Annotated in this window: 14 protein-coding genes; 10 read left to right on the forward strand and 4 right to left on the reverse strand. The window is 59.4% G+C overall.

Features of this window, described 5'->3' with window-relative positions; genetic code table 11:
• Nucleotides 1–122: 122 nt before the first annotated feature.
• Nucleotides 123–686: a helix-turn-helix domain-containing protein gene (locus KZH41_RS18850; RefSeq protein WP_094953129.1), complete on the reverse strand. Its 564-nt coding sequence runs from the start codon at nt 684–686 to the stop codon at nt 123–125.
• Nucleotides 687–778: 92 nt separating this feature from the next.
• Between KZH41_RS18850 and KZH41_RS18855 the strand changes: the two genes are divergently transcribed.
• The 7 genes from KZH41_RS18855 to KZH41_RS18885 all read left to right on the forward strand — a co-directional run bounded on the left by KZH41_RS18855 (nt 779) and on the right by KZH41_RS18885 (nt 7,983).
• On the forward strand, nt 779–1,708 hold the full coding sequence (locus tag KZH41_RS18855) for a DMT family transporter (RefSeq protein ID WP_263273458.1): 930 nt from the start codon (nt 779–781) through the stop codon (nt 1,706–1,708).
• 211 nt (nt 1,709–1,919) lie between these two features.
• On the forward strand, nt 1,920–4,841 hold the full coding sequence (locus KZH41_RS18860) for a monovalent cation/H+ antiporter subunit A (protein ID WP_094952902.1): 2,922 nt from the start codon (nt 1,920–1,922) through the stop codon (nt 4,839–4,841).
• Nucleotides 4,841–5,185 carry a Na+/H+ antiporter subunit C gene (locus tag KZH41_RS18865; RefSeq protein ID WP_094952903.1) on the forward strand — a complete coding sequence of 115 codons (345 nt, stop codon included), beginning with the start codon at nt 4,841–4,843 and terminating at the stop codon, nt 5,183–5,185. Before KZH41_RS18860 ends, KZH41_RS18865 begins: the two co-directional genes overlap by 1 nt.
• The gene (locus KZH41_RS18870; protein ID WP_094952904.1) at nt 5,182–6,864 is read left to right on the forward strand and encodes a monovalent cation/H+ antiporter subunit D; all 1,683 of its coding nucleotides are present in this window, start codon (nt 5,182–5,184) and stop codon (nt 6,862–6,864) included. Before KZH41_RS18865 ends, KZH41_RS18870 begins: the two co-directional genes overlap by 4 nt.
• Nucleotides 6,861–7,349, forward strand: coding sequence for a Na+/H+ antiporter subunit E (locus KZH41_RS18875; RefSeq protein ID WP_094952905.1), 489 nt, complete (start codon nt 6,861–6,863; stop codon nt 7,347–7,349). The genes KZH41_RS18870 and KZH41_RS18875 overlap by 4 nt, the downstream gene beginning before the upstream one ends.
• Nucleotides 7,346–7,624: a K+/H+ antiporter subunit F gene (locus KZH41_RS18880; protein ID WP_094952906.1), complete on the forward strand. Its 279-nt coding sequence runs from the start codon at nt 7,346–7,348 to the stop codon at nt 7,622–7,624. Before KZH41_RS18875 ends, KZH41_RS18880 begins: the two co-directional genes overlap by 4 nt.
• Nucleotides 7,621–7,983, forward strand: coding sequence for a Na+/H+ antiporter subunit G (locus KZH41_RS18885; protein WP_094952907.1), 363 nt, complete (start codon nt 7,621–7,623; stop codon nt 7,981–7,983). Before KZH41_RS18880 ends, KZH41_RS18885 begins: the two co-directional genes overlap by 4 nt.
• A 22-nt stretch (nt 7,984–8,005) precedes the next feature.
• Here KZH41_RS18885 and KZH41_RS18890 read toward each other — a convergent pair whose 3' ends face one another.
• Nucleotides 8,006–11,674, reverse strand: a complete 3,669-nt coding sequence (locus tag KZH41_RS18890) for a hypothetical protein (protein WP_263273459.1) — start codon at nt 11,672–11,674, stop codon at nt 8,006–8,008.
• Nucleotides 11,675–12,028: 354 nt separating this feature from the next.
• Between KZH41_RS18890 and KZH41_RS18895 the strand changes: the two genes are divergently transcribed.
• Complete coding sequence (locus KZH41_RS18895; protein ID WP_176462991.1) at nt 12,029–12,205, forward strand: Type 1 glutamine amidotransferase-like domain-containing protein; 177 nt, start codon at nt 12,029–12,031, stop codon at nt 12,203–12,205.
• 69 nt (nt 12,206–12,274) lie between these two features.
• Here KZH41_RS18895 and KZH41_RS18900 read toward each other — a convergent pair whose 3' ends face one another.
• Nucleotides 12,275–12,733: an HIT family protein gene (locus KZH41_RS18900; protein WP_094952909.1), complete on the reverse strand. Its 459-nt coding sequence runs from the start codon at nt 12,731–12,733 to the stop codon at nt 12,275–12,277.
• Nucleotides 12,734–12,972: 239 nt separating this feature from the next.
• Between KZH41_RS18900 and KZH41_RS18905 the strand changes: the two genes are divergently transcribed.
• The gene (locus tag KZH41_RS18905) at nt 12,973–13,515 is read left to right on the forward strand and encodes a dihydrofolate reductase family protein (protein ID WP_094952910.1); all 543 of its coding nucleotides are present in this window, start codon (nt 12,973–12,975) and stop codon (nt 13,513–13,515) included.
• Nucleotides 13,516–13,564: 49 nt separating this feature from the next.
• Nucleotides 13,565–14,245, forward strand: coding sequence for a peptidase E (locus tag KZH41_RS18910; RefSeq protein WP_094952911.1), 681 nt, complete (start codon nt 13,565–13,567; stop codon nt 14,243–14,245).
• 200 nt (nt 14,246–14,445) lie between these two features.
• On the opposite strand, the gene cysS is transcribed toward KZH41_RS18910, so the two are convergent.
• Entirely contained in the window at nt 14,446–15,834 is a 1,389-nt protein-coding gene (cysS, locus tag KZH41_RS18915) for a cysteine--tRNA ligase (protein WP_094952912.1), read from the reverse strand.
• Nucleotides 15,835–15,841: the final 7 nt, after the last annotated feature.

Below are 15,841 nucleotides of genomic sequence, written 5' to 3' on the forward strand. Positions count from 1 at the left end.
GTGTTTGCAGGAGTCGTGCCTGAATTTAATCGCCAATAAAATCAGCAGGTTGCTGAATAAATAAGGCTATTTGGCGCGCTTCAAAGCAGCAAAGTGTCCATCCACTGTTGCCGGGTAAACAGTTAGATCACCACATTGCGCACAAAGCGCACCGCCACCTCACCCTCATTGCGATAGGCATGGGCCTGGCGACTGGCGAACATATAAAACTCACCGGCGGCGACGTGTTTTTCTTCGTCATCAAGGATCAGGGTCAGGCGGCCTTCGAACACAAACAGCTGCACGCTCCAGCCGTCCGGGTCGGGTTCCGGGCTGTAGCGGTCACCCGGCTCCAGGCGCATCTCCCACAATTCCACTTCGCGTCGAGCGGTGGCCTTGGCCAGCAACACGGCTTTACTGCCGGGGATGTCACCGGCCCAAGCCAGCTCGTTGATGCGGCTATGGTCGAGCGCATCGGGGGCCTGGATCAGGTCGCTGAAGGCCACGTCCAATGCCTCGGCCACGCGGTCCAGGGTCGACAGGCTGACGTTCTTCTCCCCGGCTTCGATGGCCACCAGCATGCGCCGACTGACCCCGGACTTTTCCGATAGCGCGGTCTGGCTCATGTCGGCAGCATGCCGCAGACGACGGACGTTCTGGCTGACGTGTTGCAGGACCGATGCCCGTTGTGGATTTTCTTTGTGCACTATATTGCTCATGAGGTAGGTGTGCGCAGTATACTGCCCAGCGTGCGGCGCATTGTGCGGTCCGTGCCTTTCCCTTGCAAGACCGAGCCGCCATGACAGCCCCGAACACGCCCTCACGTTTCAACCGTTTCAGCAAAGCCGAATGCATCCTGGTGGTGATCACCATGATTTGGGGCGGCACCTTTTTGCTGGTGCAACATGCGATGACCGTCAGTGGGCCGATGTTTTTCGTGGGCCTGCGGTTTGCGGCGGCGGCGATTGTGGTTGGGTTCTTTTCCTTGCGTACCCTGCGCGACCTGACCCTGTTTGAATTGAAGGCGGGCGCTTTCATCGGCACCTCGATCATGTTCGGCTACGGCATGCAGACCATCGGCCTGCAGACGATTCCGAGCAGCCAATCGGCGTTTATCACGGCGCTGTATGTGCCCTGTGTACCGCTGTTGCAGTGGCTGGTGCTGGGCCGTCGCCCAGGGCTGATGCCGGCCATCGGCATCATGCTGGCGTTTACCGGGTTGATGCTGCTCACTGGCCCGGCCGGCGCATCGCTGAACTTCAGCCCCGGCGAAATCGCCACGCTGATCTGTGCGGTGGCGGTGGCTGCCGAGATCATCCTGATCAGCGCGTTTGCCGGGCAGGTGGATGTGCGCCGGGTGACCGTGGTGCAACTGGCCACGGCGTCGTTGCTGTCGTTCCTGATGGTGGTGCCGATGGGTGAAGCCTTGCCGGGTTTCTCCTGGCTTCTGCTGTTCAGCGCAGTGGGCCTGGGCTTGACCAGTGCGGTGATCCAGGTCGCGATGAACTGGGCGCAGCAGAGTGTTTCACCGACACGTGCCACCTTGATCTATGCCGGTGAGCCGGTGTGGGCCGGTGTAGTTGGGCGGATTGCCGGGGAGCGCTTCCCGCCGATTGCGATGGTCGGGGCCGCGCTGATTGTGGCGGCGGTGATTGTGAGTGAATTGAAAACGAAGGGGCAGAAGGCGCTCGAACTGCAAGCTGAGAGGGAACAGGAACAGCAAGGGTAAGGTCAGACTGCTGGCGATGGCTGTCAGATCGCCATCGCGGGCAAGCCCGACTCCCACAGTGTGGGGTGTCGCTGGCTGGAATGGGTTCACCTGAAACAATGCTAAATCGGGGTTTTCAGCCTACTTTGTAGGATCCTGCCACATCTTGCCGTTTGGTGATCGAGAAAGCGGCACGTATGATGCATCCCAAACTCCCGCAGATTAGAAGCCTATGTCCCTGATAGTTCTACTGCTTCTGCCTTTTATTGGCAGCTGTCTGGCGGCCTTGCTGCCGCACAATGCACGTAACACCGAATCCCTGTTGGCCGGCCTTGTAGCTCTGGTCGGCACCATTCAAGTCGCCCTGCTCTACCCCCAGATCGCCCACGGTGGCGTGATCCGCGAAGAATTCATGTGGTTGCCCAGCCTTGGGCTGAACTTCGTGTTGCGCATGGATGGTTTTGCCTGGCTGTTCTCGATGCTGGTGCTGGGCATCGGCACGCTGGTGGCGCTGTACGCGCGTTACTACATGTCGCCGGACGACCCGGTGCCGCGTTTCTTCGCGTTTTTCCTGGCCTTCATGGGCGCCATGCTCGGGCTAGTGATTTCCGGCAACCTGATCCAGATCGTGTTCTTCTGGGAACTGACCAGCCTGTTCTCGTTCCTGTTGATCGGCTATTGGCACCATCGCGCCGATGCCAGGCGCGGTGCCTATATGGCGCTGATGGTCACCGGTGCGGGCGGCCTGTGCCTGCTGGCGGGCGTGATGCTGCTGGGGCATATCGTCGGCAGCTACGACCTGGACCAGGTGCTGGCGGCGGGCGACCAGATTCGCGCGCACTCGCTGTACCCGGTCATGCTGGCCCTGGTGCTGATCGGCGCCTTGAGCAAAAGTGCACAGTTCCCGTTCCACTTCTGGCTGCCCCACGCGATGGCGGCGCCGACCCCGGTTTCAGCCTACCTGCACTCGGCGACGATGGTGAAGGCCGGCGTGTTCCTGCTGGCCCGCCTGTGGCCGTCGCTGTCCGGCAGCGAAGAATGGTTCTGGATCGTCGGCGGTGCCGGCGCGATCACCCTCCTCCTCGGCGCTTACTGCGCTATGTTCCAAAATGATCTCAAGGGCCTGCTGGCCTACTCCACTATCAGCCACCTCGGGCTGATCACCTTGCTGCTGGGCCTCAACAGCCCACTGGCCGCCGTCGCTGCGGTATTCCATATTCTCAACCACGCCACGTTCAAGGCCTCGCTGTTCATGGCCGCGGGCATCATCGACCACGAAAGCGGCACCCGTGATATCCGCAAGCTCAGTGGCTTGGTGCGGCTGATCCCGTTTACCGCGACACTGGCGATGGTGGCCAGTGCGTCGATGGCTGGCGTGCCGTTGCTCAACGGCTTCCTGTCCAAAGAGATGTTCTTCGCCGAAACCGTATTTATCTCGTCGACCGCCTGGGTGGAAATCGCCCTGCCGGCCATTGCGACCATCGCCGGTACTTTCAGCGTGGCCTACGCCTTGCGCTTCACGGTCGATGTATTCTTCGGCCCGCCCGCGACCGACCTGCCCCACACACCCCACGAACCGCCGCGCTGGATGCGTGCACCGGTTGAGTTGCTGGTATTCACCTGCCTGCTGGTGGGCATCTTCCCGGCCCAGGTGGTCGGTTCGATCCTCGCCGCCGCCGCGCTGCCGGTGGTGGGCGGCGTACTGCCCGAGTACAGCCTGGCGATTTGGCACGGCTGGAACGCGCCGATGATCATGAGCCTGGTGGCCATGTCCGGTGGCGTGGTGCTCTACCTGCTGCTGCGCAAGCAACTCAAGCGTGGCCGCTTCAAATATCCGCCGATCATCAGTTACTTCGACGGCAAGCGCATGTTCGAGCGCTGCCTGGTGGTGATGATGCGTGGCGCGCGCAAGATCGAGAAACGCATCAACACCAAGCGCCTGCAGACCCAGCTGTTCCTGCTGGTGCTGGCGGCGGTGGTCGCCGGCTTGATCCCGATGCTCAACAGCGGCATCAGTTGGGGCGACCGGCCGAAGATCCCGGGTTCCATCGTGTTCGTCACCCTGTGGCTGCTGGCAATCGCCTGCGCTCTCGGCGCCGCGTGGCAAGCCAAGTATCACCGGCTGGCGGCCCTGACCATGGTCAGCGTGTGCGGCATGATGACCTGCATCACCTTCGTGTGGTTCTCAGCGCCGGACCTGGCGCTGACGCAATTGGTGGTTGAAGTGGTGACCACCGTGCTGATCCTGCTGGGCCTGCGCTGGCTGCCACGGCGGATCGAAGAAGTCTCGCCACTGCCCAGCTCGCTGCGCAAGGCGCGCATTCGTCGCCTGCGTGACTTCCTGCTGTCCACCGTAGTGGGCGGCGGCATGGCGCTGCTGTCCTACGCGATGCTGACGCGCCAGACGCCCAACGACATTTCCTCGTTCTACCTGAGCCGCGCCCTGCCCGAAGGCGGCGGCAGCAATGTGGTGAATGTGATGCTTGTGGACTTCCGCGGTTTCGACACCCTCGGCGAAATCACCGTGCTCGGCGCCGTGGCACTGACGGTGTATGCGCTGCTGCGGCGCTTCCGCCCATCGAAAGAAAGCATGCAATTGCCTGCACAACAGCGCCAATTGGCGCCGGACGTGGCCACCGACCTGGTCAACCCACGCCATGCCAGCGATACGGCCCTGGGCTTCATGATGGTGCCAGCGGTGCTGGTGCGCCTGCTGCTGCCGATCGCGCTGGTGGTGTCGTTCTACCTGTTCATGCGCGGCCACAACCAGCCGGGCGGCGGTTTCGTCGCAGGCCTGGTGATGTCAGTGGCGTTCATCCTGCAATACATGGTTGCCGGTACCCAGTGGGTAGAAGCGCAGATGAGCCTGCGCCCGATGCGCTGGATGGGCTTCGGCCTGCTCTCGGCAACGCTCACCGGGCTCGGCGCGTTGTTTGCCGGTTACCCGTTCCTTACCACCCACACCTGGCATTTCAGCGTGCCGGTGCTCGGCGACATCCACGTCGCCAGCGCGTTGTTCTTCGACGTCGGCGTGTACGCCATGGTCGTCGGTTCCACGCTGCTGATGCTCACCGCCCTCGGTCACCAATCCGTGCGGGCCCACAAACCGAGCAACCAGGCCAAAGTGGTTGCCGCAACGGAAGGAGCCGCCTGATGGAAGAAGTCATTGCAATTGCCATTGGGGTCCTGGCGGCCTCCGGCGTCTGGTTGATCCTGCGGCCACGGACGTTCCAAGTGGTGATGGGCCTGTGCTTACTGTCGTATGGGGTCAACCTGTTCATTTTCAGCATGGGCAGCCTGTTTATCGGCAAGGAACCGATCATCAAGAACGGCGTGCCGCAAGACCTGCTCCACTACACCGATCCGCTGCCCCAGGCCCTGGTGCTGACGGCCATTGTGATCAGCTTCGCCATGACCGCGTTGTTCCTGGTGGTGCTGCTGGCCTCCCGGGGCCTGACCGGCACTGACCATGTAGACGGCCGGGAGCCCAAGGAATGACGTGGATGAATCAACTGATCGTCGCGCCGATCCTGCTGCCGTTGCTGACCGCCGCGCTGATGCTGATGCTCGGCGAGAAACGCCGCCCGCTGAAGGCCAAAATCAATCTGTTCTCCAGCGTCGTCGGCCTGGGCATCGCTATCCTGCTGCTGTACTTGACGCAGCAAGGCGGCCCCGGCTCGATTGGCGTGTACCTGCCGGGCAACTGGCAGGTGCCGTTCGGTATTGTGCTGGTGGTGGACCAACTGTCTTCGATGATGCTGGTGCTCACCGGGATCATCGGCGTGAGTGCGCTGCTGTTCGCCATGGCCCGCTGGGACCGAGCGGGCACCAGCTTCCATGCATTGTTCCAGATCCAGATGATGGGCCTGTACGGTGCTTTTCTCACCGCAGACCTGTTCAACCTGTTCGTGTTCTTCGAGGTGCTGCTGGCGGCGTCCTACGGTTTGATGCTGCACGGCTCGGGCCGTGCGCGGGTGTCGTCGGGGCTGCATTACATCGCCATCAACCTGCTGGCGTCGTCGCTGTTCCTGATTGGCGCAGCGATGATCTACGGGGTCACCGGCACGCTGAACTTTGCTGACCTGGCGCTGAAAATCCCGCTGGTGCCGGAAGCCGATCGCGGCCTGTTGCACGCAGGCGCGGCAATCCTGGCGACAGCCTTTCTGGCCAAAGCCGGCATGTGGCCGCTGAACTTCTGGCTGGCGCCCGCCTATTCCTCGGCCAGTGCGCCGGTGGCGGCGATGTTTGCGATCATGACCAAAGTCGGCGTGTACACCGTGCTGCGCCTGTGGACCCTGTTGTTCTCCGGCCAGGCCGGTGCCTCAGCGCTGTTCGGCGGCGACTGGCTGGTGTACGGCGGCATGGCGACTATCATCTGCGCGGCGCTGGCAATGCTGGCGGCGCAGCGGCTGGAACGCATGGCGAGTTTGAGCATTCTGGTGTCGGCCGGGATCCTGCTGTCGGCTGTGGGTTTTGCCCAGCCCAGCCTGACCGCCGGCGCGTTGTTCTATCTGGTCAGCTCGACGCTGGCCTTGAGCGCGCTGTTCCTGCTGGCGGAATTGATCGAACGTTCGCGTTCGGCCAATGACCTGCCACTGGATGAAGAAATCGATGCGCTGCCCAAAGCCATGGAATCCCTGCATCCGCGTCCCGGCGTGAACCTGGACGATGAGCAGAAAGCCGTGGTCGGCCAAGTCATTCCCTGGACCATGGCCTTCCTCGGCTTGAGCTTTGTCGCCTGTGCACTGCTGATCATCGGCATGCCGCCGCTGTCCGGGTTTATCGGCAAGCTCAGCCTGCTAAGTGCGCTGGTTAACCCTATGGGCCTGGGCAACGCAGTGGATGAGCCAATCCGCCCAGCTGCCTGGGGCTTGGTGGCGTTGCTGATTCTGTCGGGCCTGGCCTCGTTGATCGCCTTCGCACGCTTGGGCATCCAGCGCTTCTGGACCCCGGAAGAGCGCCCCTCGCCGCTGCTGCGCCGCTATGAGTGCCTGCCGATCTTCTTCCTGCTCGGCCTGAGCATCCTGCTGACCTTCAAGGCCGAACCGTTGATGCGCTACACCCAGGCCACCGCCGATAGCCTGAACAACCCGGAACACTACGTGATGGCCGTGATGGCGACGCGCCCGATTCCGAGCCCTGAAGCCAAGGCCGCCGCCCTGGAGGTGCAGCCATGAAGCGTCTGCTCCCTGCCCCGTGGCTGTCGCTGGCGTTGTGGCTGTTGTGGCTGGTACTGAACGTGTCGGTCAGCCCCGGCAACCTGCTGCTGGGCGCATTGCTGGGCTTTCTCGCGCCGCTGCTGATGGCGCCGCTGCGCCCGCTGCCGATTCGCATCCGCCGCCCTGGCGTGATCATCCGCCTGTTTTTCCTGGTGGGTCACGACGTGATCATCTCCAACCTGAAAGTGGCCTGGGGCGTGCTCACGTGCGGCTCACGAGCACCGCGCTCGCGCTTTATCAAGATCCCGCTGGACCTGCGCAATGCCAATGGCCTGGCCGTGCTCTCGATGATCACCAGCGTGACGCCTGGCACCGTCTGGTCGGAACTGGCGCTGGACCGCAGTGTTTTACTGATCCACGTGTTCGACCTGGATGATGAAGCGCAGTTTATCCAGCACTTCAAACACGCCTACGAACGGCCCCTGATGGAGATCTTCGAATGAGCGCCCTGCTCTCCAATGCGATTCTGGTCAGCCTGTTCCTGTTCTCCTTGGCGATGGCGCTGACCCTGGTGCGCCTGTTCAAAGGCCCCTCGGCCCAGGACCGGGTACTGGCGCTGGACTACCTGTACATCCTGGCGATGCTGATGATGCTGGTGCTCGGCATTCGCTACGCCAGTGACACCTACTTTGAAGCGGCGCTGCTGATTGCGCTGTTTGGCTTTGTCGGGTCGTTCGCCCTGGCGAAATTCCTGCTGCGTGGCGAGGTGATTGAATGATGCCGATATGGGTTGAAGTAATCGTGGCGGTGCTGCTGGTGCTGAGCAGCCTGTTTGCGCTGATCGGCGCGATTGGGTTGTTGCGCATGAAGGACTTTTTCCAACGTATGCACCCACCGGCATTGGCCTCGACGCTGGGCGCGTGGTGTGTGGCGCTGGCGTCGATTATCTACTTTTCGGTGCTCAAGTCCGCGCCGGTGCTGCACGGGTGGTTGATTCCGATTTTGTTGGCGATCACCGTGCCGGTGACCACCTTGCTGCTGGCGCGCACGGGGCTGTTTCGCAAGCGTATGGCGGGTGATGACGTACCCGCCGAGGTGAGTAGTCGCCGAGCTGAAGACGTATCAAAATCAGCCTAGCGACTCCATCGACCCGCCGGCACTAAGGGGTTTTAGGGGTAAAGCCTGGCAGGGGCGAGCCGCCTGGCAAACCGCTGTCGGGATCGATCGCATACCATTTTTCCTGCTCCTTGATAGCCTTCAGCGTTACCTCGTTAACCGTGCCCTCTACAGGCGTCATAGGCTTGGCATTCGCCTTTTTGAGCATCTCGGATACGGTGGGAGCAGCATCCTTGGCAAAGCGAGCCTTTGCGAAAAGATCAACAGGTACGAACACCCCCATCCCGATCCTGACGGGAACGCCCTTGTGCGAACGCCTTAGAAAATTTCCAAGTCGACTCGGGTGGTTCGGCAGACCAAAGAAGCCTTCACCCGGATTAAATATCCCACGCAGCAATGCAGTGCCTTCCTGAATAACAGAGACACGAAATGCCTGCTTGTTCAGGCGTGATGCAAACTTGATCGCCTTCCATGCTTTGCGGGCGGCCTGTAAACCTCCCGCGCCAATAAACAGCAACGTATCAATTGCCAAGCCTTTCAAGCCGTCCTTAATGTTGCCCTCATAGATGTCAACCAACGGGCCGATGAACGAAATCATCGACACCAGCGCGCGACCATTTTCTTTGTTCATTAGACGATTGACGTAGCCCCGGACGTTATCTTCACTGGGCAGCACTGCATTTGCATGATCAATGAGTGCCTGGCGATGCCCGCTATAGTTGCCTATGTAATTACCCGAAAGTATAACGTCGATAATCGCCTGGCTTTTGGCGGAGCCAAAGGTGTCAGGCACCCACTCATTGCGGTTGTCACCAGCCCCTTTCAAAGCCGACCCTGCCAGGGAAACCCCTACTTTGGAAATGATGACCTTCGACGAGTATTTGTCACGAGGGGCCTCCCCCGTGTGGTGTGCGTTGAAATCAAAAGGTTGTTGAGTGCCCCGCAAATACCGAAGTGTCTTCGTACCACTTCGCCAGGCGGACACGGTATCTTCTTCAATGACACCCCCATTCAGGTCCAATTTTTTTCCCGCCAAACTGGCCGTGCGATCAATAATCGTCCCGGACGTTGGGAAATACTCAAGCGTCCGAGTTTTTCCCTCGTATTTGATCCGCAGCAGCACCCCGTACCACCCCCGATTCTGGGCTACTTTATTTCCCTTGTTAGCGTCTTGGCTCTGCGTCTCTCCGGTTTCCCGACGCAGCCTATAGACCTGAACATCCCCCCACTCAATAGCCTGCCGAACGTCCAGAGGTAAGTCTGCAAGAGTCATCTTCATAAGCGAGGGCATCGCTCCCTTGACATCGCTTAGATATTGATTGACTGCGCCCCCGACCTGACCGGCAATAGGCTCAAGTGTCTTTATGCGGGCGTCAAATTGCGCTTGTGTAATCCGAGGATGGGTGAAGGAAAGCCAACTTTCATGCAGTTCCCCCGTTGCATACGCCTCAACCAACGTGAGCCACTTAGTATTTGTGCCGACACCTGAGAGGCTGTATTTAGTTGGGGGCTTCTTCACTTCGACAGTTTCTATCTCACTGTCAGTCAACTCAGGAAACGCCCGTTTCAGCGCCTTGATTGCCAGACTGCTACGGGTGGGAGGTGCAGTCCCCAGGGTGACCACGGATTGCTCGACCGCCTCGGAACGACGAGTAATGCCGTCAGACGCCAACTGGTAATCGCCGGGCGTATAGTTACCGTCGCTGCGTCGGGGCACAGTACCGGTCATGACCCCCACATCGAGCACCCGCTTAGCACCAAGCGCTATAGCCAGAGCTTGTTGTTGCGGCAGAACGGCCTCCTGGGTGGTCAGTGCTCCAAGCTCATTCAGGCTCATGCCGCGACTGGCTCCAGCGCCGCCCCACACGTCGGCCAATGCACTGCCCAGGCTAACCGTCATCCACGCCGGGCTGCCTATACGTATTTTTTCTGGAGACTGAAGTAGCGGCACAGGGAGTTTTGCTGACGCCTGCTGGTCCGGTTTCACCAGAAACTCAGGTGCGGCGTGTGCCAGGAACAGATGAGCCACCAACGGCGCAGCACGTACGCTCACGCCTTTTTTCTCGATCAAGTGTTTTTCAAAGTCTTTGCGTACAGCCCCCATCTCACGGCCCATATTGGCCGGGGTGTAAAATTGATAACCGGCGGCACTTCCCGGGGCAGCGGGAACATTAGGGTCAACACTGAGCATGATGGCGGAGGTCAGCAGACTTTTTCGCTCCGCGGCATCCATATCGTCATCACCCTCCCCCTTATACCAACCCAACGCCTGGGCGAGTTCCCGCCCCCACTGCTGGGCCTGCGGGGTGTTGAGTAATTCGTCCCAGATCTGGTCTGCCTTGGCTGCTGCTTCCTGCGGGTCGACTTGAGTCACGATCCGACGACCCAATTCGATCCCTATCGTATTAGCTCCATACTTCTGATTCGTCGCCAACGAAATCAACGTACTTTTGTCGCTAGCCGACAAGGTGCCCGCAGCCCACTCCTGAGGAAGTAATTTCGCATAATTGCCGACAGGCGTCGTCGGGGCGAATTGGGTGCGCAACCATTTGGCAGCGGCGCGAGCCTGCCCTGCTGTGTCGAGTGCATCCAGGCCCATCGACCTCGCGACTTGCCGCAGATCGTGGCGATCGTCTGAGTAGAGCGCGTTACCCGTCTGTTCGCTCAGCACGACAACTGCCGCCAATGCGTCTTTCAACGGCTGGCTCCAACTATCACTGACAGCTACATCCAGCCACTGATTTGGGGTCAGTTGCAGCACTTGCAGGCGACCTTCGCTGATACGAACCGTCTGGTCCGGCAATGTTTGCCCCAGCTCCGCCAGCACACCCTGCATTTCAGGAAGTGCCATCAGCTCGGCCAAGCGCCTGCGGGCCTCTTGATCGCTCTTCAAGGGGTTTGTTCGTGAGACCTCGAACTCGGTACCCGCTAACGATAATGGCCCATTGTCCGCAACGCCCTTCGCCGCGCGCTCCAAAGCGTCTGCGAGATTTTCTCGATCATCGAGCTCATTGATACCCCGCTTTGACCATTCAAACCTGAGTTGGTGATTGCGTGTTTCTGCTGCAGACAGCGCGGGCCAGCCTGCCACCAGACTTGTCACAAGCGCACTCGCCTGATCCTCGGTATAAGGCGCACTGACGCCATAAAACAAGCTCGCCACATTCCGCGAAACTTGCTGGCTGTTCATAGACACATAAGGCACACCCTTGTGCTTGGGGTCTAACGCCTCAAGCGCTTGCATCACGCGCGCCGACACCTGCCACCAGCCGGAAGTGTCTTGCAGGGTGAATGTCTGAGGAGAGGTCACTCCATTCTGGGTAACAAGGCCCGATACGCTGTTTTTGCCGATAGTCACCGAGTCCAGGGAAAAACCCTTGCTCCTCAGCCAGGCTAAAACCTCGGGCTGATTCACCACGCGCTTGTAGATTTCGAACGGCTGAGAAATCAGAGACTGCTCGGGCACGGTCACCAGCGAATCCGACACACTGCCCATCTTCGCAATCAACTGCGCCTGAAGGGTTTTATCGGTATCGGCGGAATGAGAGTGCGGGCCCGCCCACATGCCCAGCGTGTTGCGCGCAGGTTTGTCAGACGTGCTCACAATCGCGCGTTTCTCGCGCCGGGCAGCGACAGGGTCGGCGTCATCAGAAGGTTCCCCGAATCGCCCGGGCGATCTCAGGCCTCCACGTGTTTCGATGGACGGGAACACGGGCAGTCGTTTTTGATCGTCTGTCGGTGCAAGCGACGGGGAGCCGCCCAGGCTTTGGCTTGCAGGTTGGGGAGGCGCGGAGGATGGAGCGAATGTGGAAGGTGAGTTATCCGCGGTCGATGGGTACCCACTCTGAGGCTTGGCGTACGGCATAAGGGAAATTGGCATCATCAATCCTCTGCAACAGAGCCACTGAAAAGTGTCCTCGTCCTAAGAACCGTTGCAGCCAAACTAGGAAAAAAATCCCGCACCCTCTATAAGAAAGTTCCGATCCGCCCATTGAAAAATCCAGGCAGCCGAAGACCGCCCACCGTTTTTTGTAGGTCTACAGTCAATGGTGGTGACAGGATCAAGGTGTCCGACTTCATCGCCAAATATGAAGGCACGGGGTACGCCGTCACCACGCTGGCGTTTTTCCTTTCGCCTTTTGCCTGTGCATGTCTTCTTAAGCAAGCGTGGGAAAACGGCAAAGTACTCTGTGGTGTCAGTGCCGGAGCCATTTGCTGGCTTGGCGCGGGGCACTCTGATTAAAGCGCGCCTATGCAGTCGACGATGGCGTTGCTTTGCATTTCAAAAATGGCAAATACCACTGGATGATCTTCAGCCGAACGATCGAATATGCGCCGCCAGCTGCGCCAATTCGGCATCATCGGCCCGCACAAAATCGTGGGATGAGATGTAACCCTCATACGCCTCAAAAAACTTATCCACCTTGGAACTGATAGGCTTGAACGCACTGTCCTGCCCCGTGCCATGCATGGGAAACAGCTTCGCGTGCAAGTGATCCACCCCATAGCCTTCCAGCATCATCCCCGTGCGTGCCACGTCAGGAAACGCCCGGTCAATCTGCAGCGCCGCCTTCTTGGAGGCCACGATCAGCGCCGACAACACCGCATCCGACTGCGCGAACGCGTAGCTGCCGTCATGCTGTTTGGGGATCACCACGCTGAAACCCGGTGTGTTCGGGAAGATCGACAGGAACGCCATGTGGTGTTCGTCCTCCCATAGAATGTGGGCTGGAGAGGTCTTTCGGACAATGCTGCAAAAAATACAATCCATTTAGATATCCGCCGGTTTCTTCATGAGTTTGGTCGTGGCGGACATCTAAAACCATGGTTCGGCGGGCGTCAAAACAAATGTATTTTCTGCAAGCCCCTAGGAAATAGCCCCCTCAGCGGCATGAATCGCCATCAAAGGCGGTGCGACGGTTGAGCAGTTGGCGGGTATTGCAGCGTTTGGGATACAGTCGGTGGGTGCAAAGCTGCCAATGGCTATGTGTTTAAGGAGGTCTACGTCTAATGGATATCAAATGCTCCGTCTTTATCGCAGTAAGCCTCGACGGTTTTATTGCTCGGCCAGACGGTGACATCGAGTGGTTGCACCGGCCGGAGTACGAAGCTGCGCAGCTGAACGGCGTGACGTATGAAAGCTTCATCGCCACGGTCGATGCGCTGGTGATGGGCCGTAAAACCCTGGAGAAAGTCTTATCCTTCCCGGAATGGCCCTATGAAGGCACGCCTGTCATCGCCCTCTCGCACCAATCATTCGAGCTACCTGCGCATGTGCGAGGCAAGGTTGAGATGATGTCAGCGGGCGTAACCACCCTAGTGGAACAGTTAGCCGAGCGCGGTATGAAACACCTCTATATCGACGGAGGCCAAACGATCCAGGCGTTTCTTGAAGCAGGCCTGATCGATGAGTTGATCATCACCCGTATTCCGGTGTTGTTGGGCCAAGGGCTGCCCTTGTTCAGCCAGGTCGGCAGTGAGCGTGAACTGCGCCATGTCGGCACGTATGTGTCGGACAATGGGTTTGTGCAGAGCACGTATCAGGTCGCCTGAATCAGCCTGACGCTCAGATTCGGGCAGCTCAAGACAACCGGAGGCCACCGTGGATAAGCACATCATTGTTATGGGTGGCGAATCCCCCGAGGACATGACGCGCATGACGCGTATTGACGAACAGATCGTCTCGTCTTCGGGCAAATTACATCCCACCGTTCTGTACATCTCTACCGCCAATGGCGATGACAGGGTCAAGATTTCCGACTTTATCGCCAAATACGAAGGCGCGGGTTGCGCCGTCACCACGCTGACGTTTTTCATCTCGCCGTTTCCCAGCGCAGAGCATATTTCGTCGTTGTTTGAACAGGCCGATATCGTTTATGTGCCAGGTGGGAATACGCGAGCCATGTTGGCTATCTGGCGCGAGTTTGGCGTAGCAGAGCTTCTTAAGGCGGCGTGGGAAAACGGCAAAGTGCTGTGTGGTGTCAGTGCCGGGGCCATTTGCTGGTTTGACTATGGGCACTCTGATTCAGGGGGGGCCTTCGCGCTGGTCGAGGGTTTGGGCTTACTTCCTGGAGCGTTGTGTCCCCACTTCAGCTCAGAGGCAGGAAGGGAAGCATCGTTTGTCGAGCTTGTTCGTCTTCAGGGTATACAGCCTGCGTACGCGGTAGATGATGGCGTTGCTCTGCATTTCAAAGAAGGCAAATACCACCAGACGATCCATGACGGCGCAGCGGGCAGCGCTTATGAAGTCAGCACGTCCGGGGCGTACCTGACACTCCGATAGCGATAGTGAAGCGGTTGATCGTTCCCACGCTCCGCGTGGGAATGCATCCCGTGATGCTCCGCGTCACCGTATTCAGGGTTTGAGGCGTTCGCTGAAAGCGCGACACAAAGCGTCCGGGGCGGCATTCCCACGCAGAGCGTGGGAACGATCCAAAAAAAACGCCCCGAACCAGTCGGGGCGTTTTTTATTCAGCGGGTAAATCAGGCTTGATCAGCCAACCGCCACGTCGTCCCACCCTTGCCGTCTTCCAACACCACACCCATCGCGGTCAGTTGGTCACGAACCCGGTCGGACTCCGCCCAATCTTTATTAGCCCGAGCAGCCAAACGCGCCTGAATCAGCGCATCAACCTCAGCCGCATCCACACGCCCTTCAGCGCCCGCTTGCAGGAAGTCATCGGCTTCCATCTGCAGAACACCCAAGACGCTAGCCAGCTCTTTCAAGCGCGCCGCAAGCCCCGCCGCTGCGTCGAGATCAGTCTCACGCAAGCGGTTGATCTCACGCACCATCTCAAACAGCACCGCGCAGGCTTCCGGTGTGCCGAAGTCGTCGTTCATGACTTGGGTAAACCGCGCAACGAACGCTTCACCGCCCGCAGGCGCAACGGCCGGCAGGCCTTTCAACGCATGGTAGAAACGCTCCAGGGCGCCTTTGGCGTCCTTGAGGTTGTCTTCCGAGTAGTTGATCGCGCTGCGGTAGTGGCTGGACACCAGCAGGTAACGCACCACTTCCGGATGGTACTTTTCCAGCACGTCGCGAATGGTGAAGAAGTTGTTCAAGGACTTGGACATCTTCTCGCCATTGATGCGGATCATGCCGCAGTGCATCCAGGCATTGGCGTAGGTCTTGCCGGTGGCGGCTTCGCTTTGGGCGATTTCGTTTTCGTGGTGCGGGAACTCGAGGTCGCTGCCGCCGCCATGAATGTCGAAGGTGTCACCCAGGCAGCAGGTCGACATCACCGAGCATTCGATGTGCCAGCCCGGACGCCCGGCGCCCCATGGCGACTCCCAGCTCGGCTCGCCGGGCTTGGTGCCTTTCCACAGCACGAAGTCGAGCGGGTCTTGCTTGGCTTCGTCGACTTCAATACGCGCACCAATGCGCAAGTCTTCGATTTTCTTACGCGACAGCTTGCCGTAGCCCATGAACTTAGCGACGCGGTAGTACACGTCGCCATTGCCCGGGGCGTAGGCGTAACCCTTGTCGATCAGGGTCTGGATCATCGCGTGCATGCCAGGGATATGATCCGTGGCGCGCGGTTCCATGTCCGGCTTGAGGATGTTGAGGCGCGCCTCGTCCTCATGCATGGCGGCGATCATGCGCTCGGTCAGCGCGTCGAACGACTCGCCGTTTTCGTTGGCACGGTTGATGATCTTGTCGTCGATGTCGGTAATGTTGCGCACATACGTCAAGTCATAGCCGCTGAAACGCAACCAGCGGGTCACCAGGTCGAAGGCAACCATGCTGCGGCCGTGGCCGATGTGGCAGTAGTCGTACACGGTCATGCCGCACACGTACATGCGCACCTTGTTGCCATCCAGGGGCTTGAAGACTTCTTTGGTCTTGCTGAGCGTGTTGTAGATCGTTAGCACGTTGAAT

The organism is Pseudomonas sp. YeP6b (genome assembly GCF_025642995.1).
Taxonomy (GTDB): Bacteria; Pseudomonadota; Gammaproteobacteria; order Pseudomonadales; family Pseudomonadaceae; genus Aquipseudomonas.